Consider the following 25,014-nt stretch of genomic DNA (forward strand, 5'->3'; position numbering starts at 1 on the left):
GGTCGGAGCCGCCGCCGTCGTCTTGACATCCCCCCGCCAAAACTTACCCGCGACTTTTTCGCTGTCGCGCGACCGCGGCGATGTCAAGAAGCTCGCGACCGCTCCGACCACCCGGCGAAACGTCGATCGAACAACAAACGGGAGTTTCGGATATGCGAGTCAACCGGGCGTGGCTGGGACTGATCGTCCTGGTGCTGCCGACCTTGCTCGTCGCGATGGACATGACGGCGCTGCTTCTCGCGCTCCCACAGCTGAGCGCCGGCCTGGGCGCCACCAACGTCCAGCAGCTGTGGATCAGTGACAGCTATGGATTCATGGTGGCCGGCCTGGTCATCACCATGGGTACGCTCGGCGACCGGATCGGCCGCCGCCGGCTGCTGATGATCGGGGGAGCGGCGTTCGCGGTGCTGTCGGTCGCCGCGGCCTTCTCGGTCAGCCCGCTGATGCTGATCATCGCGCGTGCGCTGCTGGGCGTCGCCGGCGCGACCCTGATGCCGTCCACACTCGCCTTGATCACCAACATGTTCCACGATCAACGGCAGCGTGGGCAGGCCATCGCGATCTGGGCGACCTGCCAGTTCACCGGCGGCGCGCTCGGGCCCGTGCTCGCCGGATTCCTGCTCCAGCACTTCTGGTGGGGATCGGTGTTCCTGGTCGCCGTGCCGGCGATGGCGTTGCTGCTGCTGGCCGGGCCGGTCCTGCTGCCGGAGTTCCGCACCGACCGGGCCGGTCGGCTGGACCTGGCCAGCGTGGGTCTGTCGCTCGTGGCTGTGCTGTTGATGGTGTACGGCATCAAGCAGCTGCCGGTCGAGAGCGTACCGGTCGTCCCGGCGGTGGCCCTGGTCGTCGGCGCGGCCATCGGAGTGCTGTTCGTACGCCGGCAGCTGCGGCTGGACACGCCGCTGCTGGACCTGCGGCTGCTGCGCAACCGCCCGTTCACGGCCGTACTCATCGCGCTGGTCTTCGCCGGCATCGCCATGGCCGGTACGGGCCTGCTGGTGACCCAGTACCTGCAGAGCGTGCTGGGCTTCTCGCCGGTCGCGTCAGCGCTGCTGTTCGCGCCCATGGGCCTGGGTACGGCGCTCGGCACCATGGCCGCGCCCACGCTGGCCCGGCGGATGAAGCAGCCGACCGCCATCGCCGGCGGGCTGGTGGTGTCGGCGCTGGGCAGCCTGCTGCTGGTCGGCGTCGGCGGGGCGAGCGCCCTGCCGCTGGTGATGATCGGCATCACCGTGCTGGCTCTGGGCACCGGTCCGCTGTTCGCGCTGGGCACGGGGCTGGTCGTCGGGGCCGTACCGCCGGAGCGCGCCGGATCGGCGGCGTCGATGTCGGAGACCAGCAACTACTTCGGCGGTTCCCTCGGCTTCGCGCTGCTCGGCGTGGTGGCCGCGGTGGTCTACCGCGGCCAGATGGACGGCACGTCCGACTCGCTGGCCGGCGCGGTCGCCGCCAGCCGGCACCTGCCCGCCGGCCAGGGCGCGGAACTGCTGCACGCAGCGCGGGAGGCGTTCACCGCTTGCGTGCACGTCACCGGCGCCATCGCCGCCGTCATCTTCGCCGGGCTGGCCGTACTGATCCTGACCATGCGCCCGGCGACCCGGACCACCCCGGCCGCACTTCCCGATTACGAGACGGCTCGCTCATAGCGGTAGTTCGTCCCACGAAGTTTGTTAGCCTGGGCCGGTGAGTAAAGATGTCGAAGGCCAGATCGGGACGGTGGCCGCGCTCGTACGGTCTACCTTTCTGGTGAATGCCGTGTACGCGGATTCCGCCCGCGAGTACGGTCTCACCCAGCAGCAGGGCCAGTTGTTGTGCGTCTTGATGCCGCAGCCGTACGGCATGAGCGAGCTGGGCGCGATGCTCGGCCTGGCCAAGTCGAGCCTGACCGGCCTGGTGGACCGCAGCGAACGCAACGGCCTGGTCCAACGCCGGCCCGACCCGCAGGACTCCCGCGCGGTGCGAGTGGCGCTCACCCCACGGGGCGCCAAGCTGGTCGACGAGTTCTACGCCGAGACCTGCCGCCGCGTCGAGGAACTGACCTCGGGATTCGCCCCGGCCGAACGCGACACGCTCGCCGCGCTGCTCGGCCGGATCGTGGCGGACAACAAGGTGCCCACCGTCTTCGTGGAACCGGATCGCCCGCGCTGAACCGCTGCGCGAGAGTTGCAGTTCGTACTACGAACTAATATGGTTCGTAGTACGAACTCAACGCGCCGCGCGGCACACCGGGGCGCGCTGACGATCATTCGCAGAGAAAGGCGGCACGTTGTCCGCACATAACGTCGTCTTCGGTTTTGGCGCGCATTCCAGCATCGACGACATCCCCGAGCTGTTGCGCTTGGTCCAGCAGGCCGACCAGGACGGGCTGGACATCTTCACCTTGTCCGACCATCCCTACATAGGCGGGCGCCTGGACGCCTATGCCGCGCTCGGCTTCATCCTCGGTCGTACCCGGCACATCGCCGGCTTCGCCAACGTCACCAACCTGCCGACCCGGCCGCCCGCCATGCTGGCCAGGACGGTGACGTCGCTGTCGGCGCTGTCGGACGGCCGGATCGTGCTCGGCATGGGCGCGGGCGGGCTGTGGGATCGCATCGCCGACATGGGAGTGCCGCGGCTGACGCCCGGCGCGGCCGTGGACGCCTTCGAGGAGGCGATCGTCCTGATCAAGCTGCTGTCGGGCGGCGGCCCGCCGGTCACCTACGAGGGCAACCACTACCAGGTGCACCAGATCGAGCCCGCTCCCGTCGCCGCGCCGCCCGTGTGGACCGGCTCGGTCGGCGCGAAGTCCCTGGCCGCCACCGGCCGGGTGGCCGACGGCTGGATCCCCGGCCACGCGGCCGACTGGCTCAGCGAACGCTACCGAACCTCCCGGCCGATCATCGACGACGCGGCGGCGTCCGTCGGCCGCGATCCGAGCGAGATCCGTACGGTCTTCAACTTCCCCGGACGCATCACCGACCAGCCGCTGCCCGCCACCCGCGACCGCGACGGCCGCTGGCTCGGCGGCTCCGTCGGCCAGTGGGTCGAGGAGCTGACCGGAGCCGTGCTGGAGCACGGCGCGTCGGGCTTCACGCTCTTCTCCGACGGCCATGGCGCCGCTGACCTCACCGTCCTGGCCCGCTGGGCCCAGGAGATCGTCCCGTCCGTCCGCGAGGCGATCGCGAAGTAGCGCGACACCGGCCGCGTGCCGCTCGCCGGGCCGGCGCGGTCGCGGGCCACGGACAGCTCTTCGTCTTCACCGAGCAGCCTTCCTTGGGCCGGCTACCAGAGAGGGTCGCCTCACTCGGCCAGGGCGCGGCGCAGGGCGGCGCCGAGTTCGGCGATCTGCCGCTGCGACACCTCGGCGGACAGGATCGCCTGTGACCCGTGGAAGGTGCCGGGCCACTGGTGCAGCTCGGCCGACACGCCCGCCCGCAGCAGCCGCAGCGCGTACGTGACGCCTTCGTCGCGGTTCGGGCAGAATTCCGCGGTGGCGATGTAGGCGGGCGGCAGTCCGGACAGGTCGTCGGCCCGCGCTGGGGCGGCGTACGGCGTGGCGGGCGTGGAGCCCAGGTAGTGCCGCCAAATCGCGGTGACTTTGTCGCGATTCATCCACGGCGTGTCGGTGAAGTGCCGCGCCGACCAGGTCTCCTGCCGGTCGTCGAGTCCGGGCTGGTTGAGCAGCTGGAAGCGGATCGGCGGCCCTTGCTCGTCACGCGCTCGCAGCGCCACCGCCGTCGCGAGTCCGCCACCGGCGCTGTGGCCGCCGACCGCGATCCGTTCCGGGTCGCCGCCGAGCTCGGCGGCGTTCTTGGCCGTCCAGGTCAGCGCGGCGTAGACGTCGTCCAGGGCGGCCGGGAACCGATTCTCGGGGGCCAGCCGGTAACCCACCGAGACCACCACCGCGCCGGAGACGGCCGCGAGCCGGGCGGCCCAGGGGTGCTCGGTGTTCAGGTCACCCATGACGAATCCGCCGCCGTGCAGCCAGACGATGGCGCCCTGCGGGTGGCGCGGGCGGTAGATCCGTACCGGCACGTCCGGATCGGCGGGCACGATGCGGTCCTCGATCTCCAGGTCACCGGTGTCGGGTGGCGGCAGCGCGGCGGCCAGCGCGGCGAAGTTCTCGCGTTCGGCGACCGGGTCGGTCAGGTCGGCCTTGGGGAACAGCGGGATGAATGCTTCAAGTTCGGGATCCATGTCAGCCATCTTCATGGTTGCGACCTACGGGATCATCCGCCATCCGTCGGACGTTCAGCCTCGATCACGCACCGCTCGGCGCTCTGCTGCCCCAGCTGGAACAGGGCTGCGGAAAACCGCAGGTGTGAACGGGTGAGCGCCTCATTCCGCGAGGTGCGTGGCCCGGCCTAGCCTTCCTGGCCATGATCGGAAAGTTGTTCGACGTCCCACGGCGGCTGCCGGCCGGGCTGGCGGCCCTGCTCACCCTGATGGCGGTGATCATGCTGTCCGCCATGGCCGACAGCACCATGCAACCCCTGCCGGCCAGCGCCCCGAGCGCGCGGTTCAGCGCCGAACGCGCGCTGGCGCACCTGAAGGAGTTCGCCGCTGAGCCGCGGCCCATCGGCAGCCCGGCGAGCGGCCGGGCCAGGGACTACCTGGCCCGGCAACTGCGGGCGGCAGGGCTTCAGGTCGAGATCCAGCGTTCGGTCGGTGCCTGGTCTTCCGCTGGGCTGGCGGCGTTCGGCCAGGTCGACAACATCGTGGGCCGGCTGCCGGGAACGGGCTCGACCGGCACCGTGCTCATCGCCGCGCACTACGACTCCGCGGCCATGGGACCGGGTGCCTCCGACGACGGCGCCGCGGTGGCCGCGATGATCGAGACCGTCCGGGCGCTGCGCACCGGTCCCGGCATGCGTAACGACATCGTGCTGCTCATGTCGGACGGCGAGGAGGACGGCGTGCTCGGCGCCGAGGCCTTCGTCCGCGACCACCCCCTGGGCAAAGCCGGCGGCGTGCTGCTGAACTGGGAGGCCCGCGGCGTCAGCGGCCCCTCGTTGATGTTCGAGACCACCGCCGGCAACTCCCACCTGGTCGAAACCTTCGTCAACGCCGTCCCCGCGCCGCGCGGTCACTCCGCCATGGTGGAGGTCTATCGGCTGCTGCCCAACAACACCGACTTCACCCCGCTGACCAAGGCCGGCTTCACCGGCATGAACTTCGCCTACATCCAGCGTTCCTCGCTGTATCACACCGCGGGCGACTCCATCGCCAACCTCAACCGGGGCAGCCTGCAACATCACGGCACCAACATGCTGGCGCTGACGCGCGCCCTCGGCGACGCGGACCTGCGGACGCTGACCTCCGATCAGGACGTCACCTACTTCCGCGCCCTCGGCACCATGATCACCTACCCGGACCGGCTCGTCTGGCCGCTGGCGGTGCTGGCCCTCCTCGCGGTGGCGGGCCTGGCGGTGCTGGCCCGCATCAGGCGACTGCTGAGCCTGCCCCGGCTGATCGCGGCCGCGGTCTCGGCCGTGGTGCCCTTGGTGCTGTCGGTCGCCCTGGCCCAGGGATTGTGGGAACTGCTGGTGGCCTGGCGGCCCGCCTATGACCTGATGGGTGGGCTGCTGCACCGCCCGCGGCCGTACCAGGCGGCGATCGCGGTCCTGTGCGCGCTGGCGGTTCTCGGCTGGTATCTGGTGCTGCGGCGCAGGCTCGGTCCGGCGGCGCTGACCGTCGGGGCGCTGACCTGGCTCGCCGGGCTGGGCGTGCTGTGCGCTCAGGTCGCTCCCGGCGCGTCCTTCCTGTTCGCCCTGCCGGCACTGCTGGGCGCGCTCGGCTGCCTGGCCGCCGCCTTGTCGCGCGGACCTGCCTGGGCGCGGGCGGCCGCGGCGCTGCTGGGCCCGGTCACGGCCGCGATGCTGCTGCCGTCCCTGGCCGGGGACGTCTTCGACGGGATGGGGCTGGCACTCGGCGGGGTGAGCGCGCTGATACTGGCGCTGTTCGGACTGGCCGTGGTGCAGATCGCGGAACTGTTCCTGCCCGATTCCGCCACCCGCCGCCTGCCGGACCCCGCCACCCAGCTCCCGCCGGACCCCGCCGCCCGGCTCCTGCCCGAGCTCGCCATCCGGCCGAAACGCGCCGTCCTCCTCCCCGTGTCTCTGGCGGCCCTTCTCCTGACGACGGGACTGATCGCCACCGGGCTCGTGGCGGACGACTTCGACGCCAGTCAGCCGCAGCGCACACACCTGGCCTACGTCATGAACGCCGACACCCGCACCGCTCACTGGGTCAGCGCCGACACGGACCCGCCACAGTGGACCAGGCAGTACGTGACCGGCCACGACACCACCACGCTGCCCACCGGGTACGCGCGAGGCACGCTGTGGACCGGTCCCGCACCCGCGATCGCCGCCGACGGCCCGCGAGCCACCGTCCTGGCCCACCGCGAGGGCACGCTCAAACTGCACGTGACAGCGGGGAAGGGCGCGCGCTCGCTGACGCTGAGGCTCGACCAGCCGATCAGCCACACCACCGCGTCGGCCGGCCGGTTCGGGTCGGCGAGCGTCCCCGTGACCGGTACGCGAGCCGGAACCTGGCCCTCAGAGATCCGCTTCCGTGGCATCCCCGCCCAGGGAGTCCAGATCACCCTGCGCGTACCGGAAGCGGACCGGATTCGCCTCACCGTCATCGGCGAGACCGACGGGCTGACCGCGGTGCCGGGCTTCGTCCCCAGGCCACCGCACCTGGTCGCGGCCACCAGAGAGGACGGCGGCCTCATCGCGGTCACCCGCGGTTACACCTTGACCGGCGACGCTTAGACTCACCTGCCGTCCGGCTCGGCGAGGGCGCGTGGTGATCACGGGTCGGCCGTCGCGGGTGCGGACCTGTCCATGTCGAGCAGAACCATCTTGTCGTGATCGGTTGTCCCCGGCTCGGCGTAGAACATGACGAAACGCTGGGCCAGGGTGCCATCCAGCGGCATCGATTCGTAACCGACGCGCGAGCCGAGGAAGATCGTCCAGCCCAGTTCGGCGAGCCGGCGGGCCGCCTCGAAGCCGAGTCCCTTGTTGCCTCCGGTGATCAGCACCGAGGTCTGTCGCGAGTTCGTCATGCCCCATGGACGACACGTTCCGCCCGGCTGTGATGCCGTGTGAAGCACCTCGCATCCGCCCGGCCGTCATACCTGCGGATGAGGTCACGTCCATACCTTCGCTCGATTCCCTTCTGACCGGAGGCGGTCAAAGATCGGGGCATGCGAAGATTCGTCGCCCTGTTATCGGGGCTCACAATCCCGCTCCTCTTGATCACGCCGGCCACGGCCACCGCCGAGCGGACCGAACCGGCCCCTGCCGCGATCTCCTGGACGCCGTGTCCGGAGGTTCCCGAGGTGGACTGCGGGACGATCACCGTTCCCGTCGACTGGAAGCATCCGGAAGGCGGCACCTTCCAGGTCGGGGTCGCCCGCCGCAAGGCCACCGACCCGGCGGCCAGGATCGGTGTGCTCACGCTGGGGGCCGGTGGCCCAGGTGGTTCGGGAGTGAACCTGGTCCTCACGAGCCCGCGCCGCTTCAGCCCCGAGGTGCTGCGCCGCTTCGACATCGTCGGCCTCGACCCGCGCGGCACGAACCGGAGCCACCCCATCCTCTGCTCCACGGACCTGCTGACGCAGGCGCCGGAGCCGCTCATGAAGAGCCAGGCCGACTTCGACCGGATGGTCGCCTACAACAAGCGCCTGCGCGACGACTGCCGGGCGCGTACCGGCCCGCTGTTCGACCACGTCGACTCGCTCAGCACGGCGGCCGACCTCGACGCCTTCCGCGCCGCGCTCGGTGAGCGGCAACTGTCGTTCTGGGGCGGTTCGTACGGCACCCTCCTCGGCCAGTTGTACGCCGAGCGCTACCCGAAGCGGGTCCGCGCCTTCGTCCTCGACAGCACCATGGACCACAGCCTGGGCACGCAGGCGTTCATGGACACCGAGACGTGGGGCGCGCAGGACGCCTTCAACGAGTTCGCGGCCTGGTGCGACCGGGACAGCCGCTGTCTCCAGCACGGCCAGGACGTCAAGGCGTTCTGGCGGGGGCTGCTGGAGCGGGCCGATCGCGGTGAACTGCACGTACCGGGGGAGCCCGACGTCCCGGTGACCGCGTTCGTGATCGCTAACGCGGCGCTGGGCGCCTTCTACGATCCCTTCAACTGGCTGGCGCTCTCCCAACTGCTCGCCGATCTTGACACTGGCCGGGCGACGGGTGACAGCACGTTGCGGATGTCGCTCACCGGCGCTCCGAAGACCAGCGCGGAGGAGGTCAGCCCGAACCCGTTGCAGATCTTCTGCCTGGACTACCGGCTGCCGATCCGGGACTACCGAGAGTTCGCCGGGCGCCTGCGCCGTATGGCCAAGATCGCGCCCGAAATGCGGTACAGCCCGATCGCGCTCGCGACGAGCGTCGCCTGCCTCGGGACGCCGGGCCCGATCCCCAACCCGCAGCATCGCCTGAACGTCCGCACGGACACGCCGCTGCTGGTCGCCAACTCCCTGCACGACCCCGCCACCGTCTACCCGTGGGCACTGGGTGCGACCCGCCAACTGGGGCGTTCCGGGCGGTTGCTCACGTACGAGGGCTGGGGGCACATCGTCCTGGGGCGTGGCGCGTGCGGCAACCAGATCATCGAGTCCTACCTGCTCACGCAGACACTCCCGGCGAAGGGAGCCCGTTGCCCGGCGGTCCCGCCCGCTGAGGTGAGCACGCTCGGCGAGCCCGTCGCTCCGCAGCCCGGCACACCCGGCTGGGGGTTCCGCTTCTGACGGCCACCCCCTGGAGCTCCTGATCACCACCCACTCGTGCACGTGTCGCGGACACGTGCACGAGTGCTTGATCGACTTCGAGGCCCCACGCCGCGGAATCACCACAGGTCACGGCTATATCCGACCGAAACTTCGTCAGTGCTACCGGGACCCCACCGAGCTCAGCCTCATCCCGCCCGCGCTGGCCCTGGCCGGCTGGGCCATGGAGCACATCACCGACATCGAGGCCGGCAGAACCGCGTACGAGGCCCAGCACTCACCGGCTAGTTCAGATCGGTGAGAAGGTCGTCGAGGGCCTTGCCGAGGGCGTCGGAGTTGGCGGGGTTGAACCAGGTGGTGCGGATGCGCTCGTTGCTCCCGTTCGGGGTCTCGTGATCGGCCGCGAGCCGTTGCAGCGAGCGGGTCTCGTCGCTGAGGGAACGGCCGACGCCCTGGAAGAGGCCGCGTACGTAGCGGTCCGCGTCGTCGGCGGCGATGCCGTGCTCGACGGCCCATGACGCGAGCGTGGCGAGGAAGGAGTAGTGGGTGGTCAGCGTCCCCGTCAGCGCGGAGAAGATGTTGAAGGCCGCCTCGTCCGCGGCCGGTTGCGCCCCGCCCAGGTGCTCGAAGAGAGCGTCCACCACCGGGTGCGACGGGTAGGTCACCGTGACGCAGCGACGCTCTCGTACGGTGGGCAGGGGGATGGCCCGCACCAGCGGCGCGTCCGTGGCGAGCGTCCGGCGCAGCTCGTCGTTGCCGACCCCGGCCATCAGGTTCACCACGACCGTGCCCGCGTCCACCCGCAGCCCGGCCAGCGCTTCGTGCCGGTCCGGTCGCCGGACGGCGATGATCACCACCTCGGAGCGATCCACCACCTCCTGGTTGTCCGCGCATACCCGCACGCCCTCGTAGCGCTCGGCCAGCTCCGCGGCGGTGCGAGCGCCGCGCGGGGAGAGAAAGACCTCCGGCGACTCACCGCCCCCGTCACACAGGCCCATCACGATGGCCCGCCCGATCTCGCCCACTCCGATGATGCCGATGCGCTGCACAGTGTCCGCCCTTGTCGTGCGTGATGGTCGTGACCCATGGTGCTCCGGCCGCGCGACTACCCGGAAGGCGGGGTTACCCAGCAGGGAATGAGGCGCGGTCGGGTTCGGGGAGCCATTGGTGGTCCGGGTCGAAGGGCTGGTAGTCGCGGGTGACGAAGTCGATCAGCGCGGTCAGCAGCGGGTGACGGTTCTGGTGGTGGTGGAGCAGCAGGAACGGGTACGCGGGCACGGGATCGACCAGCGGGATCCGTACGGTGTCTTGACGCCAGGGCAGGCGGGTGCGTTCGCCGACGATGCTCACCCGCCCGGCGACGCCGACCTGTTCCACGAAGTGCTCCCAGCCGAAGTCGGGCCCGGAGACGTCCATCGTGATGGCGAAGTCGGCGCCGAGGGAGTCGTAGAACTCGGCCCATTCGCTGCCGGGGGCGTTGCCGGGCATCCACACGCTGGTCCCTGAGAGCTGCGCCATCCGTACGGACGGCTGATCGGCGAGCGGGTGGTCGCGGTTGACCAGGAGGTGGAGAGGCTCGCAGTAGGCGGGGACGGCTCGGAGCTCCTCCTCCAGCGTGCCGCTGACGCGGCAGTAGGCGGCGTCGACGGAGCCTCGGGTGAGGGCGGCGCGGGCGCTTCTGTACCCGTTCGAGGTGATGATCTCGATGTCCGCCTCGGAGGTCGCGTCGTGGAAGGAGCGGATCAGGTCGATGGAGGCGACCCGGGTGTCGAGGACATCGACCCGCAGCGCGCGCCGCCGTCGGCGCAGCCCCTCCCGCGCCTGGTCGGCGATGCCGATCAGGGCGCGCGCGTGGGGCAGGAACGCCTGGCCGTCCTCGGTGAGGTCGGCCCCGTTGCGCGAACGGAAGAACAGCCGCAGGCCGAGATCGGACTCCAGCTTCGCGATCCGCTTGGAGATGGCCTGCTGGGTGATGCCCAGACGGGCCGCGGCCTCGCTGAAGTAGCGGTCCTCGGTGACGGCGACGAAGGCGCGCACGGTGCCGAGATCCAGGTCTGCGGATACAACCGATGGTTGTGAAGTTTCGGTGTGTCGATTGTTGGACAACCCCGCCTGCTCTCGGGTCGAATGCACGGGTTCGCCCAAGAGCCTACAACCAGGGGGAGTAGTGTTCGTACACCTGCACGTCCATACCGAGTACAGCATGCTCGACGGGGCCGCCAAGGTCGGCCTGCTGATGGACGAGGTGTCCCGTCAGGGGATGCCCGCGGTGGCGATGAGCGATCACGGGAACGTGCACGGGGCGTACGAGTTCTACCAGTCGGCGCGCAAGGCGGGCGTCAAGCCGATCATCGGCATCGAGAGCTACGTCGCGCCCGCCTCACGGCGTCACCGGCAGCCCGTGTACTACAGCGACAACCTGGCGCTGCGCCGCTCCAACGACGAGACGGGGGAGGGCGGGGACGTCTCGGGGCGCGGGCTGTACACGCACATGACGATGTGGGCTGATGGCGCGGAGGGGCTGAAGAACCTGTTCCGGCTCCAGTCGCGGGCTTGGCTAGAGGGCCATGTCCAGAAATATCCGCGCATGGATGATGAACTGTTCGCGGAGCACGGCCGAGGGATCATCGCCACGACCGGGTGCCCGTCCGGGGAGGTACAGACCAGGCTCCGGCTCGGCCAGTACGACCAGGCCCGCGAGGCCGCCGCCCGCTACCGCGACATCTTCGGCAAGGACAACTACTTCCTGGAGCTGATGGACCACGGCCTGGCCATCGAGCGCCGAGTCCGCGACGAGCTGCTCAAACTGGGCAAGGAGCTCAACCTGCCGCCCCTGGCCACCAACGACTCCCACTACGTCACCGAGGCCCAGGCCCAGGCGCACGACGCGCTGCTGTGTGTCGGCACCGGCAAGCGGCTCGCCGACGCCGAGCGCTTCCGTTTCAGCGGCAGCGGCTACTTCGTCAAACCGGCGGAGGAGATGCGGGCGCTGTGGGACGCCGAGGTTCCCGGCGCGTGCGACAACACGCTGCTGATCGCCGAACGGGTCGGCGACTACGGCGAGGTGTTCGCCCACCGGGACCTGACGCCGCGCTTCCCCGTACCGGAGGGCGAGAGCGAGTCAAGCTGGCTGCGCAAGGAGACCCTCGACGGCGCACGCCGACGCTACGACGGCCACCCGCCGCAGGACGTGCTCGACCGCATCGACTACGAGCTGTCGGTGATCGACACCATGGGTTTTCCCGGCTACTTCCTGGTGGTCGCCGACATCTGCCGGTACGCCCGCGACAACGGCATCGGCCTGGGCCCCGGCCGCGGCTCGGCCACCGGGTCGATGGTCGCGTACTGCACGGGCATCACCCAGCTCGACCCGATCGAGCACAAGCTCATCTTCGAACGCTTCCTCAACCCCGAACGCATCACCATGCCCGACGTCGACCTGGACTTCGACGACCGGCGGCGGGACGAGATGATCGACTACGTCACCCGCAGGTACGGCGAGGACCGGGTCTGCCAGATCGTCACGTTCAGCACCATCAAGGCCAAGGCCGCGATCAAGGACTCCTGCCGGGTGCTCGGCCTGCCGTACGCGCTGGGCGACCGCGTCACCAAGGCCTTCCCCGCGGCGGACGGCGGCAAGGAGATCCCGCTCGCCGCGATCCACGACCCCGGCCACCCCCGCCACGGCGAGGCGGCCGAACTGCGGACGATGTACGAGCAGGACCCTGACGTCAAACGGGTGATCGACACCGCGACCGGCCTGGAGGGCCTGACCCGGGGCACCGGCGTCCACGCCGCCGGGGTGATCCTGTCCTCCGATCCGCTGATCGACGTGATCCCGCTGACCAGACCGAAGGCCGACGGCCCGGTGATCACCGGCTTCCCCTTCACCCAGGCCGAGGACATGGGCCTGCTGAAGATGGACTTCCTCGGCCTGCGCAACCTCACCGTCATCGGCGACGCGATCGCCAACGTCCGCGCCAACAAGGGTGCCGATATCGACATCCTGGAGGTCCCGCTCGACGACGCCACGACGTACGAGCTGCTGGCCCGCGGCGACACGCTCGGGGTCTTCCAGCTCGACAGCGGCGGCATGCGGGTGCTGCTGAAGCTGATGCAGCCGACCACGTTCACCGACATCGCCGCCGTGAACGCGCTTTACCGCCCTGGCCCGATGGAGATGAACGCCCACACCAACTACGCGCTGCGCAAGACGGGCAAACAGCCGGTCGAGCCGATCCACCCCGAACTGGGCGAGGCGCTCGAACCCATCCTCGGCGACACCTACCACCTGGTCGTCTTCCAGGAACAGGTGATGGCCATCGCCCAGCAGCTCGCCGGTTACTCGCTCGGCGGCGCCGACATGCTTCGCCGGGCCATGGGCAAGAAGAAGAAGGAAGTCCTGGACGCCGAATGGGACAAGTTCTCGGCGGGCATGCGCGGGCGAGGCTTCTCCAGCGAGGCGATCTCGGCTGTCTGGGATGTTCTGGTGCCCTTCAGCGGGTACGGCTTTAACAAGTCGCATACCGCCGGGTACGGCCTGGTCTCGTACTGGACCGCCTACCTCAAAGCCAACCACCCGTGCGAGTACCTGGCCGCGCTGCTCACCTCCGTCGGCGACGACAAGGACAAGATGGCCGTCTATCTGTCCGACTGCCGGCGGCTGGGCATCAAGGTGCTGCCCCCCGACGTCAACGCCAGCGTGCTGGACTTCGCCGCCGTCGGCTCCGACATCCGCTTCGGGCTGGGCGCCATACGCAACGTCGGGTCCAACGTCGTGGACGCGATCGTCACCACCCGCTCGGCCAAGGGCAACTACACCGATTTCAATGACTTCCTCACCAAGGTCCCGTCCGTCGTCTGCAACAAGCGGGTCATCGAGTCGCTGGCCACGGCGGGCGCGTTCGACGGCATGGGGCATCACCGCAAGGCCCTGGTGGCGGTCCACGAGCAGGCCGTCGACGCGGTCGTCGACGTCAAGCGCAACGAGGCGCACGGCCAGGACTCCCTGTTCGGCGAACCGGGACAGACCAGCGCCTTCTCCATCGCCATCCCGGAGGGGGAGTGGGACAAGGCCACCCTGCTCGCCTACGAGCGCGAGATGCTCGGCCTGTACGTCTCCAGCCACCCGCTCGACGGCGCCGAACGCGTTCTGGACGCCAACCGCGACACCACGATCGCCGACCTGCTCGCCTCCGGGCGGCAGGACGGCCCGGTCCGGGTCAGCGGCATCGTCTCCGGCCTGCAGCGCAAGGTCACCAAACAGGGCAGCCCGTGGGCGATCGTCACCCTTGAGGATCACGACGCCGCCGTGGAGTGCCTGATCTTCCCCAAGACGTACATTCTGTACGGCGAGACGCTGGCCGAGGACCGGGTGATCTCGGTGCGCGGACGGATCAACGTCCGCGACGAGACACTGAGCGTGTACGGCGAGGACATCGCCGTCCTCGACATCACCACGGCCAACACCGAGCTACCCGTGGTGATCTCGCTCCAGGAGAGCCTGCTGAACCGGCGGGTTGTGGAGGAGTTCAAGCACATCCTGACCGCTCATCCCGGTCGCGCGCCCGTACATGTGCGCTTGCACCGCCATGGCGCGAAAGGGGTGCTCCTGAACCTGGAACCCTTCCAGATCACCCCAGGGCCGGCGTTCTACGGCGACATCAAGGCCCTGTTCGGCCCCAACGCCATCGCGTACGGCGGGGCGTAGGCGTCTCATCATGGGCCGCTGGCGCCCTAAGTGACGGCGATGGCGGGAGCCACGCGCGCCGATCCGATGCCGCGGTCGGGCTTGCCGAGCCGGAAACGCACCTTGCCCTTGAGCACGGTGCCGGATTCGGCATGGCCTTCGGTGAGGCCCTCGCCGGGGAACAGCGTGAACGTCCACCTCGCGTTCGATTCGCAGTCGGGCAGGTCACGCCCGCTTTGCAGGACTCGGGCGCCCCAGAGCTGACGGATCATCAGCGTCCTGGTGTCCGTGCCCGCCACCGTGAACGACGCCGCCGGCCCGTCCACGATCTGGTGGTGACTACCCAGAGACGGCCCATAGACCCCGGTGACCGTGGCGACCATGGTCCACGGCCTGCCGGGTCGGACGCCGAGGACACCTGCGGGCAGCCGCGCGTCGAACACGTCCTCGGTGGGCGTGTCGAGCTGATCCGCTCGCATGGCCGCGGCCATCGGGCCCCGGGTGTCCAACCGACCAGGGTCGGGTACCAGCAGAATCCCGTACATCGCCTCCTCCGCGAAGCGAGCCGAGGCGAAGTGGTTCCGAAGCGCGAGCACCGCGCGCCCGGCGGCCTCCCACAGATCGTCGGAGAACGCGGCCGCCAGGTAGTCAGGCGTCACCGCAGGTAGCCCGGCCCGCGCCACCGCTTCGGCCACGGATTCGCAGCACGACCACCCGGACTCGGCCAGCCGCGCGATCTGCTCGGCCTTGAACGACATCACTCACCCGCGATCGTCACAGATCCCTCTCATCGAGTACACCCTCATACAGGCCCGCCAACTCGGTCGTCTCCACGATCTCGGCGAGCCGCTCCAGTGCGTCCGGACGGGTCAGCGCCGCACGCGTGCCCTCGAACTCGGCCAGGGACATGTCCAGCTCAAGGACCGTGATCACCTGCCGGTCGTCGGCGACATTGCGCGAGACGCTGACCTTCGCGGGATAGCCGTCCGTATCCTCCGGAACCCAAGCTTCCTTGAACTGCTCATATGTCACACCAGCCTTCAAGGTTCGTACGAACACCGCACGCAACATCGCTACCCCTCCATAAGAGAAACGGACCGCCGAACGCGCCCGAGGCTCACGATACGGACATCGAGCTTGGAGACTACTCGGCTGCACGCCGAGCGCAGCAGTGTGCCGGTGACGACTCCGCCTCTGCCGCTCTTCGAACAGAGCGACGAGAGATCAGGGGCGGATGAGCGCCTTGAGAGCTTCACGGTCGGCCATGGCGCGGTAGGCGTCGGGGATCTCCTCCAAGCCGACGGTGCGGTCGAAGACGCGGCCTGGGTCGATGACGCCGTTCAGGATGTCGGGCATGAGTTCCTCGATATAGGCGCGGGCCGGTGAGACGCCGCCGGTCAGGGTGATGTTCCGCATGATCATGGCAGGGCCGATGGGGCCGTCCTCGTACTGCGGAACGCCCAGGCGGCTGATCGTGCCGCCGTCGATGACAGCGGCGAAGGCGGTAGCTTGACCAGGGTGCCGTCGGCCTGGGGGACCCGCACTGCCTCGCCCTGGCCGCCGTCCACGCCGTCCAGGCCGTAGCGGCCGCCGTGGCGGCAGGAGGGCTGCAGGCCCTTGCGGCAGAAGTCGCAGGTGTTGTCGCAGTAGGTGAACGGCGTAACGACCAGGTCGCCCGTCTTCAGGGTGCGCGCCTGGGAGCCGGTGTCCTCGATCACGCCGAGGAACTCGTGCCCCATCGGGCGTCCGGTGCCGGTGGCGGGCATGGACTTGTACGGCCACAGGTCGCTGCCGCACACACATGACAGCACCACGCGGACGATCGCGTCGGTGGGCTGCTGGATCTTCGGGTCGGGCCGGTTCTCGACGCGGACGTCGCCGGCACTGTACATCACGGCTGCACGCATGAGGTGCTCCTTTGGATTGCGGGAAGGCGGGTAGGTCAGCGCTCCAGCATCCGCAGCCCGGCCTCGGTGTGGGTGTCGCCGGCGGCCGGGGCAGGCTGGAGAGCGCCGCGAGCTGCTCCTCCGACAACCGGATGCCGTCGGCGGCGGTGTTCTCCTCGACCCGGCTCACGCGCTTGGTGCCGGGGATGGGAGCGATGTCGTCGCCCTGGGCCAGCAGCCAGCGCTAAACGTCCAGGTCACGCAGTTTGATGTGCTTCATCGTTGCTCTCTCCAATGGATCGATACCTTGATGTGTGTGATCGTCCCTCGCGGGGGACGGGCTTGAGCAGCAGGCTGGCCGCGGCGGTCGCCGCCAGCGCGGCCACGGCGATCAGCAGGCCGGTGTGCAGGCCGGGCACGAAGCCGGCCCGGTCGGCGACCAGGGCGCCGAAGACCGCCACGGCCAGCGCGCCGCCGGTCTGGCGGGAGGCGTTGAGCACGCCGCCGGCGGTTCCGGCGCGTTCGGCGGGGACCCGGTCGAGCAGCAGCGCGGTCAGTGACGGTACGGCCAGTGCGCCGCCGGTCCCGACCGGGATCATGAGTACGACCAGCAGCCACGTGGGCGCCGCCGCCGGGACGGCGATGAGGATCGCCAGGCCGGTCGCCATGAGAAGCTGCCCGGTGATGATCGGCATCCGTGCGCCGAACCTCGCCGACAACCACGCGGAGGTCGGGCTCACGAAGGCGGTCAGCAGGGCCATCGGCACGAAGGCCAGGCCGGTGGACAGCGCGGACAGGCCCCGCATCTCCTGCAAGTACAGGCCGAGCAAGAAGATCATGCCGTAGAAACCGACATTCATCGCGAAGCCCACCGCTGCCGAGATCGCCATGGTCCGCGAACGCAGCAGTGGCAGCGGCACCATCGGATGCGTCCCGCGCGCCTGCGCCACCACGAACACCACGGCCGCCACCACGGCCATGGCCAACGCGAGCAGCACCGGGGGCGCGGCCAGGCCGACGGCCCCGGCCTCGATGGCCCCGTACGTCAGGGCACTCATCGCCGCGACCGCGGCGATCTGCCCGATCCAGTCGATCGGCGCCTCCCGGCGCGGGGAACGCGCGGTGCGTGTGAGCAGGAACAGCGCCGTCAACCCAACGGGAACGTTGACGAAGAAGATCATCCGCCAGTCGATCAGGGTCAGCAGACCACCGGCCACCGGACCGGCCGCCGTCCCCACCGAGCCGCCCAGCGCCCACATGGAGATCGCCCACGCCCGCTTGGCGGAGTCGGGGAACGCCTCACGGATCAGCGCCAGCGTGGCCGGGAGCATCACCGCCGCACCCGCGCCCTGCACCAGACGTGCCGCGATCAGCACGCCCAGATTCGGGGCCAGGCCGCACGCGGCGGAGGAGGCGACGAACACCGCCAGCCCGACCGCGTACGCCTGCCGTGCGCCGATCCGATCGGACACCGACCCGGCCGACAGCAGCAGCGCGGCGAACATGAGCGTGTAGCCGTCCACGACCCACTGCAGCCCCGCCATGCCGCCCCCGAGGCCGTGGCCGATGGCGGGCAGCGCGACGTTGACGACGAGCGCGTCAAGGGTGATCACGAAGAACCCCAGGAGCGCGGCGATCAGCGCCGGGCCAGATCCGAAACGGCGGTTGGCGAGATCACCGATCGAGGACGTGGGAAGGGTAGCGGTGGACAAGGGATGAATCTCCTGACGAAAGGAAGTGCGACATCGTCACCAACATCCATCGTGCTCAGCGCATTCGCCCGGTGGCAGACCGTGCTGTGCCGGGGAGCCGCGTTCAGGGGTGTGACAGGGCCCCCCTCGGCCGCGCGGTTCGCGGCCGGCGGCTGTAAGACTGAAAGCATGGCTGAGCAGCACAACGACGCCGGCGGCAGCGAGCTGGGCCGCTTTCTGCGCGCCCGTCGTACCCAGATCACCCCTGCCGAGGTCGGCCTGACCGCCGGTCCCGGCCTGCGCCGCACCCCGGGCCTGCGCCGGGAGGAACTCGCCACCCTGGCCGGCGTCAGCATCGACTACTACACCAGGCTGGAGCGCGGCAAGGAGACCCGGCCCAGCCCCGCCGTCATCGACGCCCTCGGCCGCGCCCTGCGCCTGGACGAGGACGAGCACGAGCACCTGCGCGGCCTCGCCGCCCGGGCAGCCCACTACGCGCCCGAACCGCCGCCCCCGCCCAGCCGTACGGTCCGCCCGCACCTGAAGCTCCTGCTGCAGACCATGCGCCCGAACCCGGCCTACATCGTCAGCCGCAGCATGGACCTGCTCGCCTGCAACCCCGGCGGGCTCGCCCTGTACGCCGGGATGGACGACTGGCCGGCCAAGCAACGCAACCTCGCCCGCTACCTGTTCCTCCACCCCACAGCCCGCGAGCTGTTCCCCGACTGGGAGAACCAGATCCGCGGCTGCGTGGCCCGGCTGCGCGCCCAGGCCGGCACCGACCCCGACGCCCCCGACCTCACCAACCTCGTCGGCGAACTCCTGCTCAAGAGCCCCGACTTCGCCAAGCTCTGGGAACGCTACGAGGTCACCGGCCGTAAGAACGCCCGCAAGACCTTCCGCCACCCCCACGTCGGGACGATCACCCTCGACGTCCAGAGCATGCACCTGGAAGGCACTCCCGGCCAGCGCCTGGCCGTGTACGTCGCCGAGCCCGGCACCCCCGACTACGACGCCATGGTCCTGCTGGACCTGGCCACCCCCCACTACGCTCCGCAGACGGCCGAAGAGCGCCAACGCTGACTCACCAGGAGCTCTGGCAAAATGATCAAATGCCAGAAAAGGGCCGCAGGCGATGGAACCACAACATTCATTACCACCCCCGCATCCTCCACGCCGTCCCTGATGGAGCCCGGCGGGCGCTCGACGTCGGCTGCGGCGAAGGCATGCTCGCCCGTGAACTGCGGCGGGCCGTGCCGCAGGTCATCGGTATCGACCTCGACGCGCCCAGCATCGACCAGGCCCGTGAGCAGTCGGACGACGTCGACTACGTCCTCGGCGACTTCCTCACCCATCCGTTCGAGCCCGCCTCGTTCGATGTCGTCGCGTCGGTGGCCACCCTGCATCACATGGACGCCGCCGGCGGGCTGGCCCGGATGCGCGATCTGCTGCGCCCCGGTGGCGTCCTGGCCATCGTCGGCCTCGCCCGCAGCACCATGCCCAGGGACCTGCCGCGAGCCCTCGCCGGCGTCGCGGTCGGCACTTTCCACCGCGCCAGGAAGGGCCTCTGGCAGCATTCGTCCCCTACCGTGTGGCCGCCTCCGGTGACGTATCCGCAGATGCGCGCGTTGGCCGCGGAGATCCTGCCCGGCTCCCACTACCGCCGCCACCTGCTGCTGCGCTACAGCATCGTGTGGCGCAAACCGCAGAACTGAGCCTGCCTTTCCCGCCGCGCGACGGTGGGCATCAGGGTGAAGACGAACACCACGCACAGGACGCCCGTCGCGGCACAGGCCCACCACAGCATCCCGGCCTGGAACAGTACGGCGCCGACGGCCCATCCGGCGAAGCGGGCGATGGCGATGCTCCAGCCATAAAGGGCCTGGTAGGTGCCGTAGGCGCCGTCCGGGGTGAGGTCGGTGATCAGTGCCGCCTCGAAGCCCGCCATGCCGATCTCGCCGATCGACCACACCACCACCGTGACCACGTAGTGCCACGGCCGGCTGGCCAGGCCGAGGCCCACCAGACCGGCAGCCGGGGCAGGCGCGACAGCCAGGAGATGAACAGCGGCTGGAAGATCACAACGATCGCGCCCTTGACGGTGATGAGCAGACCGTACGGGGATGCCGGGAGTCCGTCGGCGGCCAGGCCAAGGGCAGCACGTACGAGGCCTGCGCGTACAGGATCAGGCCGAGCAGCAGGGCCGGCTCGCCGCCGATCAGGGGGCCTACCTGCTTGAACCACGGCAGATTCAGGGGCCGCCCGGCGGGGGTGCGCAGCGCTTGGATGCCGGCGGAGACCTCCCTGAGCGGGGAGTACGCGAACCTGACGGAGGTCAGGTCGTAGGCGGAGAACGCCAGCGTGAGCATGCCAGGGACCCCCTGGATTCTGCTACGGCCGAAGGTATCGCAGGAGCCCGGCCCAAGGGCTGCCGGTCTTGACGCACGCTCTTTGTTAACGGTTAACTGACCACCGTTAACAGTGAACGGAAGGTTTCGGAGTGCTCACGTCGAAGAGGCCCACCATGCGTGCGCGCCCGGCCACCCAAGCGCCGCGAACGGACGGCGGTGGGCGGCGCGGGCCGGCGGCGCCGTCGCGGAAGCTGCTGTGGTTCGCGCTGCCCGCGCTCGCCTTCTACGGGTTCGCCGTCGTGGTGCCGACCCTGCGCGGCGGGGCGCTCGCCTTCACCGACTGGGACGGGCTCTCCCCGGACTACAACTTCGTCGGCCTCGACAACTTCGCGCGGATCTTCTCCTCGGATAGTTCGCTCGAAGCGCTGACCATGACGCTCATCTTCGCGCTCGCGATCACGGTGCTGCAGAACGGCGTCGGGCTGCTGCTCGCGGTCGGTCTGCACACGGGCCTGAAGACGCGCAACGTGCTGCGCGTGGTCTTCTTCGCCCCGGTCGTGATCACGCCGGTGGTGGTCGCGTACCTGTGGAAGTTCATGCTCACGCCGGACGGCGCGGTCAACGGCCTGCTGGAGGCGGTCGGGCTGGGCGCGCTGCGGCAGAGCTGGCTCGGCGACCCGACGTGGGCGGCGGTGTCGGTGGTCATGATCGTGGTGTGGCAGCACGCCGGCTACTCGATGGTGATCTACCTGGCGGGCCTGCAGTCGATCTCGCCAGAGGTGATCGAGGCGGCGGCGGTGGACGGCGCGGGCGCGTGGCGCCGCTTCTGGTCGGTGACCTGGCCGCTGCTGGCCACGGCGACCACGATCAACGTGATGCTGACCCTGATCGGCGGATTCAAGATGTTCACCGAGGTGTACGTGCTCACGGGCGGCGGACCGGGTGGGGCGACGGAGACGCTCTCCACGCTGCTCTACAAGTCGGCCTTCCAGTTCGACCAGTTCGGGTACGGCATCGCGCTCGCCCTCGTGCTGGCCGTCATCGTCGCGGTGTTCTCGGTCGCGCAGTACCGGTTGTCCAACCGGCAGGCGGTGAGCTGATGTTCCGCTACACCAAGGGCGTGTTCGCGCGCGAGGCCGTCATGCTCCTGGCCGCCCTCGTGTTCGTGTTGCCGGTCTACATCCTGGTCAACCTGTCCCTGCGGCCGGCCGGCGACGCCTCCTCGCCGCTGCGGCCGGTGACGGCACCGACCTTCGACAACTACCTCGCCGCCTGGGAGCAGGCGGGCCTGGCGGGCGCGCTAGTCAACAGCGCGATCGTGACGGGCGTCAGCGTGGTGCTGATCGTGGTCATCTCCTCGATGGCGGCCTACCCGCTGGCGCGGATCACCTCGAAGCTGTCGTCCACGGTCTTCTGGCTGGTGCTGGCCGGCATGCTGATCCCGTTCCAGGTGGCACTCATCCCGCTCTACCAGACCATGCGCGACGTCGGGCTGCTCGGCTCGTTGTGGGCGCTGGTGATCCTCTATGCCGGCATGCAGGTGCCGTTCTCGATCTTCCTCTACACCGGTTTCCTGCGCGCGATCCCGAGGGAGTACGAGGAGGCGGCCTCGATCGACGGCGCGGGCGCGCTGCGTACCTTCCGCAGCGTCATCTTCCCGCTGCTGCGCCCGGTCACCGGCACCGTCGTCATCCTGAACGCGATCACCGTGTGGAACGACTTCCTGGTCCCGCTGCTGTATCTGAGCGGGACGCCGCGACAGACGGTGACGGTCGCGCTGTACGCCTTCGTCGGGCAGTACGTATCCAACTGGCCGATCGTGTTCGCCGGCCTGGTGATCAGCATCCTGCCGGTGCTGGTCGTCTACTTCCTGCTGCAACGCAGGATCATCAGCGGTTTCGCGGGAGGGCTGAAGGGATGACCGGGTTGCGACCTTACGAGCTGCGGACCGGCGGGCAGCAGGAGCCGCTGGGCGTCGTCGCCGCGCCCTCGTTCTCCTGGCGGCTGGAGTCGGAGCGGCGTGGCGCGCGCCAGCGCTCCTACCGTGTCCGGGTGCGGCACCTGCCGGCGACCGGCGGCGCGGTGCTGGTGTGGGACTCCGGCGTGGTGGAGTCGGACAGCACTGTCGGCGCCCGCTACGGCGGCGGGCCGCTGGTGACGTCGTCGGCCTACGAATGGGAGGTCGAGGTCGAGGACGAGACGGGCGCGCGTACGGTGGCGCGGGCCCGGTTCGGCACCGGGGTGGTGCACGCGGGGGAGTGGCGGGCCGCGTGGATCGGCCGCAACCCGATCTACCGCCAGGTGGCCTCGCCGCCACAGGACACCGACATCAGCTACACGGTGAACAAGCTGCAGCCGGTACGCCGCTTCGTCCACGGCTTCGACCTGACCGAGGCGCCGGCGTCGGCCCGGGTGCACGCGTCGGCGAAGGGCGTGTACCGGCTCTACGTCAACGGCCGTCGGGTCGGGCGGGACGAGCTGGTGCCGGGCTGGACCGAGTATCGGGAGCGGATCACGTACCAGACCTGGGACGTGACCGCCCTGCTGCGGCCCGGCCGCAACACGGTCGCGGCGCTGCTGGGCGACGGCTGGTACGTGGGCTTCATCGGCACCGACCGGCGCCACCAGGCGCAGCACTACGGCACCGAGCCCGAGCTGCTGGTGCAGCTCGACGTGGACGGGGCGGACGGGTCGCGCCGGTCGATCGTCAGCGGCGAGGGGTGGAAGGAGTCGCCGAGCGACATCCTCTACGCCGACCTGCTGATGGGCCAGTACGAGGACTCGCGCCGCGCCGAACCTGGCTGGGAACTGCCAGGACACGACACCTCGACCTGGTCGGCGGCGGTGGTGGCCTCCCGCGACACCTCCACGCTGGTCCCGGAGGCCGACCCGGCGGTGCGGGTGACGGGCCGGGTGCCCGCGGTCGCGGTGACGCCGCGGGGCGGCGGGCGGTTCGTGGTCGACTTCGGGCAGAATGTAGTCGGCCGCGTCGCCCTCACCCTGACGGGCCAGCCCGCCGGCACCCGGGTCCAGCTCACCCACGCCGAGGTGCTCGACGAGCACGGCGACCTCTACACGGCGAACCTGCGCACCGCCGAACCCGTGGACGTCTTCTGGACCGACGGCTCGCCGGCGCAGGTGTTCGAGCCCCGCTTCACCCTGCACGGCTTCCGCTACGCGGAGGTCTCCGGCCTGACCGGGGAGCTCGGCCCCGAGCAGGTCGAGGCGGTCGTGCTGCACAACGGCTTCGCGCTGACCGGCGCGTTCGAGAGCTCCAGCGCGGACCTGAACGCGCTGGCCTCGAACATCACCTGGAGTCTGCGGGGCAACTTCGTGTCGATTCCGACCGACTGCCCGCAGCGCGACGAGCGGCTCGGCTGGCTGGCCGACGCGCAGGTGTTCACGCCGACCGCGCTGCTGCTGGCCGACGTCGCCCCGCTGCTGCGCCGCTGGCTGCGGGACGTGCGCCTCGGCCAGTCCGCGGACGGCGCGTTCCCCGACCTCTCGCCCCGCCTCATCCACCTGCGGGAGGGCGCGCCGGCCTGGGGCGACGGCGGGGTGACGATCCCCTGGCACCTCTACCGCGCGAGCGGCGACGCCGACGTGCTGCGGGAGTCCGTGGACGCGATGGTCGCCTGGGTACGGCACGTCGAACGGCACAATCCCGGGCTGATCTGGCGCGAGCGCGTCGGCAACAACTACGGGGACTGGCTGCAGGTCGGCGCGGAGACCCCGAAGGACGTGGTGGCCACCGCCTACTTCGCGCACAGCGCCGAGCTGACCGCGCGCAGCCTCGCCGTGCTCGGGCGCGACGCCGAGGCGCGGGAACTGGCCGGCCTCGCCGAGCGCGTCCGCGCGGCCTATCGGGCGGAGTTCGTCGGCCCCGACGGCCGGGTGCACGGCGACACCCAAGGCGCCTACCTGCTCACCCTCGCCTTCGACCTGTGCGCGGCGGGGGAGCGCGGTGCCGTCGCCGAGCGGCTCGTGGCGGCGATCGAACGCCGCGGCGTCTCCCTCACCTCGGGATTCATCACCATCGGGCTGCTGTGCCCGGCGCTGACCGCGATCGGCCGCTCAGATCTGGCGTACGCGCTGATCAACGACGACCGCTACCCGTCGTGGCTGTTCTCCGTGCGCAACGGGGCGACGACGATCTGGGAGCGCTGGGACGGCTGGACGCCGGAGGGCGGTTTCCAGTCGCCGCGGATGAACAGCTTCAACCACTACTCCCTCGGCGCGGTCGGCGAGTGGTTGTTCACCGGGGTGCTCGGCATCGGGCAGGCGCCCGGCTCGGCCGGGTACGCCGACATCCGGCTCGCGCCGCAGCTCCACACCTCCCTCGACTGGGCGCGCGGCGCGATCGACACCCCTCGCGGGCGCGTCGCCAGCTCCTGGCGCCGCGACGAGGCGGGGTGGTGCGAATGGTCGGTCCTGATACCGCCGGGAGCGGCCGCCGAGGCCGTGCTCCCGGTGCCCTCAGTGGCGATGATCACGGAAGGTGGCGAGGCCGTCACCCGTTCGGAAGGGGTCATCCTCCAGGCGGAGCGGCCGGAGTGCACCCGGCTGCGATTGGCGTCGGGAAGCTACACCTTCCGCTTCCCGGCCGGAGCCGCAACGCCCGTTGTGACGCCGATCCACTGATTTCCCTTCGACCCCCCTGGAGTACGACCAG

At 70.1% G+C, this 25,014-nt stretch carries 23 protein-coding genes; 12 read left to right on the forward strand and 11 right to left on the reverse strand.

The window, feature by feature from the left end:
- Positions 1-152 precede the first annotated feature (152 nt).
- From AB0J16_RS36395 to AB0J16_RS36405, 3 genes are all read left to right on the forward strand, one after another.
- Positions 153-1,646 carry an MFS transporter gene (locus AB0J16_RS36395; protein WP_358548194.1) on the forward strand — a complete coding sequence of 498 codons (1,494 nt, stop codon included), beginning with the start codon at positions 153-155 and terminating at the stop codon, positions 1,644-1,646.
- Between the two features lie 37 nt (positions 1,647-1,683).
- Entirely contained in the window at positions 1,684-2,148 is a 465-nt protein-coding gene (locus AB0J16_RS36400) for a MarR family transcriptional regulator (protein ID WP_358548196.1), read from the forward strand.
- Positions 2,149-2,266: 118 nt separating this feature from the next.
- Positions 2,267-3,172, forward strand: a complete 906-nt coding sequence (locus tag AB0J16_RS36405) for an LLM class flavin-dependent oxidoreductase (RefSeq protein ID WP_358548200.1) — start codon at positions 2,267-2,269, stop codon at positions 3,170-3,172.
- A 110-nt stretch (positions 3,173-3,282) separates the two neighbouring features.
- Here AB0J16_RS36405 and AB0J16_RS36410 read toward each other — a convergent pair whose 3' ends face one another.
- Positions 3,283-4,179, reverse strand: coding sequence for an alpha/beta hydrolase (locus AB0J16_RS36410; protein WP_358548202.1), 897 nt, complete (start codon positions 4,177-4,179; stop codon positions 3,283-3,285).
- Between the two features lie 182 nt (positions 4,180-4,361).
- On the opposite strand from AB0J16_RS36410, the gene AB0J16_RS36415 reads away from it, so the two are divergent.
- Positions 4,362-6,761, forward strand: coding sequence for a M28 family peptidase (locus AB0J16_RS36415; protein WP_358548204.1), 2,400 nt, complete (start codon positions 4,362-4,364; stop codon positions 6,759-6,761).
- A 38-nt stretch (positions 6,762-6,799) separates the two neighbouring features.
- On the opposite strand, the gene AB0J16_RS36420 is transcribed toward AB0J16_RS36415, so the two are convergent.
- On the reverse strand, positions 6,800-7,054 hold the full coding sequence (locus AB0J16_RS36420) for a hypothetical protein (protein WP_358548206.1): 255 nt from the start codon (positions 7,052-7,054) through the stop codon (positions 6,800-6,802).
- 141 nt (positions 7,055-7,195) lie between these two features.
- On the opposite strand from AB0J16_RS36420, the gene AB0J16_RS36425 reads away from it, so the two are divergent.
- Complete coding sequence (locus AB0J16_RS36425) at positions 7,196-8,746, forward strand: alpha/beta hydrolase (protein WP_358548209.1); 1,551 nt, start codon at positions 7,196-7,198, stop codon at positions 8,744-8,746.
- Positions 8,747-8,801: 55 nt separating this feature from the next.
- Positions 8,802-9,026: a hypothetical protein gene (locus tag AB0J16_RS36430; RefSeq protein WP_358548211.1), complete on the forward strand. Its 225-nt coding sequence runs from the start codon at positions 8,802-8,804 to the stop codon at positions 9,024-9,026.
- Here the strand turns inward: AB0J16_RS36430 and AB0J16_RS36435 are convergent.
- The gene (locus AB0J16_RS36435) at positions 9,010-9,774 is read right to left on the reverse strand and encodes an NAD(P)-binding domain-containing protein (protein ID WP_358548213.1); all 765 of its coding nucleotides are present in this window, start codon (positions 9,772-9,774) and stop codon (positions 9,010-9,012) included. The genes AB0J16_RS36430 and AB0J16_RS36435 overlap by 17 nt on opposite strands.
- Positions 9,775-9,847: 73 nt before the next feature.
- The gene (locus AB0J16_RS36440) at positions 9,848-10,762 is read right to left on the reverse strand and encodes a LysR family transcriptional regulator (RefSeq protein WP_358548216.1); all 915 of its coding nucleotides are present in this window, start codon (positions 10,760-10,762) and stop codon (positions 9,848-9,850) included.
- Between the two features lie 130 nt (positions 10,763-10,892).
- Here AB0J16_RS36440 and dnaE point away from each other — a divergent pair, with 130 nt between their 5' ends.
- Positions 10,893-14,435 (forward strand): DNA polymerase III subunit alpha, encoded by a 3,543-nt coding sequence (gene dnaE / locus AB0J16_RS36445; RefSeq protein WP_358548219.1) that lies wholly within the window; start codon positions 10,893-10,895, stop codon positions 14,433-14,435.
- Positions 14,436-14,461: 26 nt separating this feature from the next.
- Here dnaE and AB0J16_RS36450 read toward each other — a convergent pair whose 3' ends face one another.
- The 5 genes from AB0J16_RS36450 to AB0J16_RS36470 form a co-directional block, all read right to left on the reverse strand.
- Complete coding sequence (locus AB0J16_RS36450; protein WP_358548221.1) at positions 14,462-15,172, reverse strand: hypothetical protein; 711 nt, start codon at positions 15,170-15,172, stop codon at positions 14,462-14,464.
- Positions 15,173-15,188: 16 nt separating this feature from the next.
- Positions 15,189-15,446 (reverse strand): hypothetical protein, encoded by a 258-nt coding sequence (locus tag AB0J16_RS36455; RefSeq protein ID WP_358548224.1) that lies wholly within the window; start codon positions 15,444-15,446, stop codon positions 15,189-15,191.
- A 192-nt stretch (positions 15,447-15,638) separates the two neighbouring features.
- Positions 15,639-15,830, reverse strand: a complete 192-nt coding sequence (locus AB0J16_RS36460) for a hypothetical protein (protein ID WP_358548227.1) — start codon at positions 15,828-15,830, stop codon at positions 15,639-15,641.
- A gap of 2 nt (positions 15,831-15,832) precedes the next feature.
- Positions 15,833-16,321, reverse strand: a complete 489-nt coding sequence (locus AB0J16_RS36465; RefSeq protein WP_358548232.1) for an alcohol dehydrogenase catalytic domain-containing protein — start codon at positions 16,319-16,321, stop codon at positions 15,833-15,835.
- A gap of 236 nt (positions 16,322-16,557) precedes the next feature.
- Positions 16,558-18,012: an MFS transporter gene (locus tag AB0J16_RS36470; RefSeq protein WP_358548235.1), complete on the reverse strand. Its 1,455-nt coding sequence runs from the start codon at positions 18,010-18,012 to the stop codon at positions 16,558-16,560.
- A gap of 168 nt (positions 18,013-18,180) precedes the next feature.
- Between AB0J16_RS36470 and AB0J16_RS36475 the strand changes: the two genes are divergently transcribed.
- Both AB0J16_RS36475 and AB0J16_RS36480 read left to right on the forward strand, forming a co-directional pair.
- Positions 18,181-19,074, forward strand: a complete 894-nt coding sequence (locus AB0J16_RS36475; RefSeq protein ID WP_358548240.1) for a helix-turn-helix transcriptional regulator — start codon at positions 18,181-18,183, stop codon at positions 19,072-19,074.
- 29 nt (positions 19,075-19,103) lie between these two features.
- A complete protein-coding gene (locus tag AB0J16_RS36480) occupies positions 19,104-19,706 on the forward strand; it encodes a class I SAM-dependent methyltransferase (protein ID WP_358548243.1) in 603 nt (200 codons plus the stop codon).
- On the opposite strand, the gene AB0J16_RS36485 is transcribed toward AB0J16_RS36480, so the two are convergent.
- Both AB0J16_RS36485 and AB0J16_RS36490 read right to left on the reverse strand, forming a co-directional pair.
- Positions 19,673-20,014 carry a hypothetical protein gene (locus tag AB0J16_RS36485; RefSeq protein ID WP_358548246.1) on the reverse strand — a complete coding sequence of 114 codons (342 nt, stop codon included), beginning with the start codon at positions 20,012-20,014 and terminating at the stop codon, positions 19,673-19,675. The two genes, AB0J16_RS36480 and AB0J16_RS36485, sit on opposite strands and share 34 nt — an antisense overlap.
- A 55-nt stretch (positions 20,015-20,069) precedes the next feature.
- The gene (locus AB0J16_RS36490) at positions 20,070-20,360 is read right to left on the reverse strand and encodes a hypothetical protein (RefSeq protein WP_358548249.1); all 291 of its coding nucleotides are present in this window, start codon (positions 20,358-20,360) and stop codon (positions 20,070-20,072) included.
- Between the two features lie 155 nt (positions 20,361-20,515).
- On the opposite strand from AB0J16_RS36490, the gene AB0J16_RS36495 reads away from it, so the two are divergent.
- Genes AB0J16_RS36495 through AB0J16_RS36505 form a run of 3 tightly spaced genes read left to right on the forward strand, consistent with a single transcriptional unit; the run spans position 20,516 to position 24,983 of the window.
- A complete protein-coding gene (locus tag AB0J16_RS36495; RefSeq protein WP_358548252.1) occupies positions 20,516-21,442 on the forward strand; it encodes a sugar ABC transporter permease in 927 nt (308 codons plus the stop codon).
- Complete coding sequence (locus tag AB0J16_RS36500; RefSeq protein ID WP_358548256.1) at positions 21,442-22,263, forward strand: carbohydrate ABC transporter permease; 822 nt, start codon at positions 21,442-21,444, stop codon at positions 22,261-22,263. The genes AB0J16_RS36495 and AB0J16_RS36500 overlap by 1 nt, the downstream gene beginning before the upstream one ends.
- Positions 22,260-24,983, forward strand: coding sequence for a family 78 glycoside hydrolase catalytic domain (locus AB0J16_RS36505; protein WP_358548258.1), 2,724 nt, complete (start codon positions 22,260-22,262; stop codon positions 24,981-24,983). Before AB0J16_RS36500 ends, AB0J16_RS36505 begins: the two co-directional genes overlap by 4 nt.
- Positions 24,984-25,014: the final 31 nt, after the last annotated feature.

The organism is Nonomuraea sp. NPDC049750, assembly GCF_040659625.1.
Classification (GTDB): Bacteria; Actinomycetota; Actinomycetes; order Streptosporangiales; family Streptosporangiaceae; genus Nonomuraea.

Bases quoted from the DNA above. Each gene is read 5' to 3' on its own strand.
- AB0J16_RS36395 (WP_358548194.1), top strand. From the start codon at position 153: ATGCGAGTCAACCGGGCGTGGCTGGGACTGATCGTCCTGGTGCTGCCG.
- AB0J16_RS36410 (WP_358548202.1), bottom strand. From the start codon at position 4,179: ATGGATCCCGAACTTGAAGCATTCATCCCGCTGTTCCCCAAGGCCGAC.
- AB0J16_RS36415 (WP_358548204.1), top strand. From the start codon at position 4,362: ATGATCGGAAAGTTGTTCGACGTCCCACGGCGGCTGCCGGCCGGGCTG.
- AB0J16_RS36420 (WP_358548206.1), bottom strand. From the start codon at position 7,054: ATGACGAACTCGCGACAGACCTCGGTGCTGATCACCGGAGGCAACAAG.
- AB0J16_RS36425 (WP_358548209.1), top strand. From the start codon at position 7,196: ATGCGAAGATTCGTCGCCCTGTTATCGGGGCTCACAATCCCGCTCCTC.
- AB0J16_RS36450 (WP_358548221.1), bottom strand. From the start codon at position 15,172: ATGTCGTTCAAGGCCGAGCAGATCGCGCGGCTGGCCGAGTCCGGGTGG.
- AB0J16_RS36460 (WP_358548227.1), bottom strand. From the start codon at position 15,830: ATGCGGAACATCACCCTGACCGGCGGCGTCTCACCGGCCCGCGCCTAT.
- AB0J16_RS36465 (WP_358548232.1), bottom strand. From the start codon at position 16,321: ATGCGTGCAGCCGTGATGTACAGTGCCGGCGACGTCCGCGTCGAGAAC.
- AB0J16_RS36475 (WP_358548240.1), top strand. From the start codon at position 18,181: ATGGCTGAGCAGCACAACGACGCCGGCGGCAGCGAGCTGGGCCGCTTT.
- AB0J16_RS36480 (WP_358548243.1), top strand. From the start codon at position 19,104: ATGCCAGAAAAGGGCCGCAGGCGATGGAACCACAACATTCATTACCAC.
- AB0J16_RS36490 (WP_358548249.1), bottom strand. From the start codon at position 20,360: ATGCTCACGCTGGCGTTCTCCGCCTACGACCTGACCTCCGTCAGGTTC.
- AB0J16_RS36495 (WP_358548252.1), top strand. From the start codon at position 20,516: ATGCGTGCGCGCCCGGCCACCCAAGCGCCGCGAACGGACGGCGGTGGG.
- AB0J16_RS36500 (WP_358548256.1), top strand. From the start codon at position 21,442: ATGTTCCGCTACACCAAGGGCGTGTTCGCGCGCGAGGCCGTCATGCTC.
- AB0J16_RS36505 (WP_358548258.1), top strand. From the start codon at position 22,260: ATGACCGGGTTGCGACCTTACGAGCTGCGGACCGGCGGGCAGCAGGAG.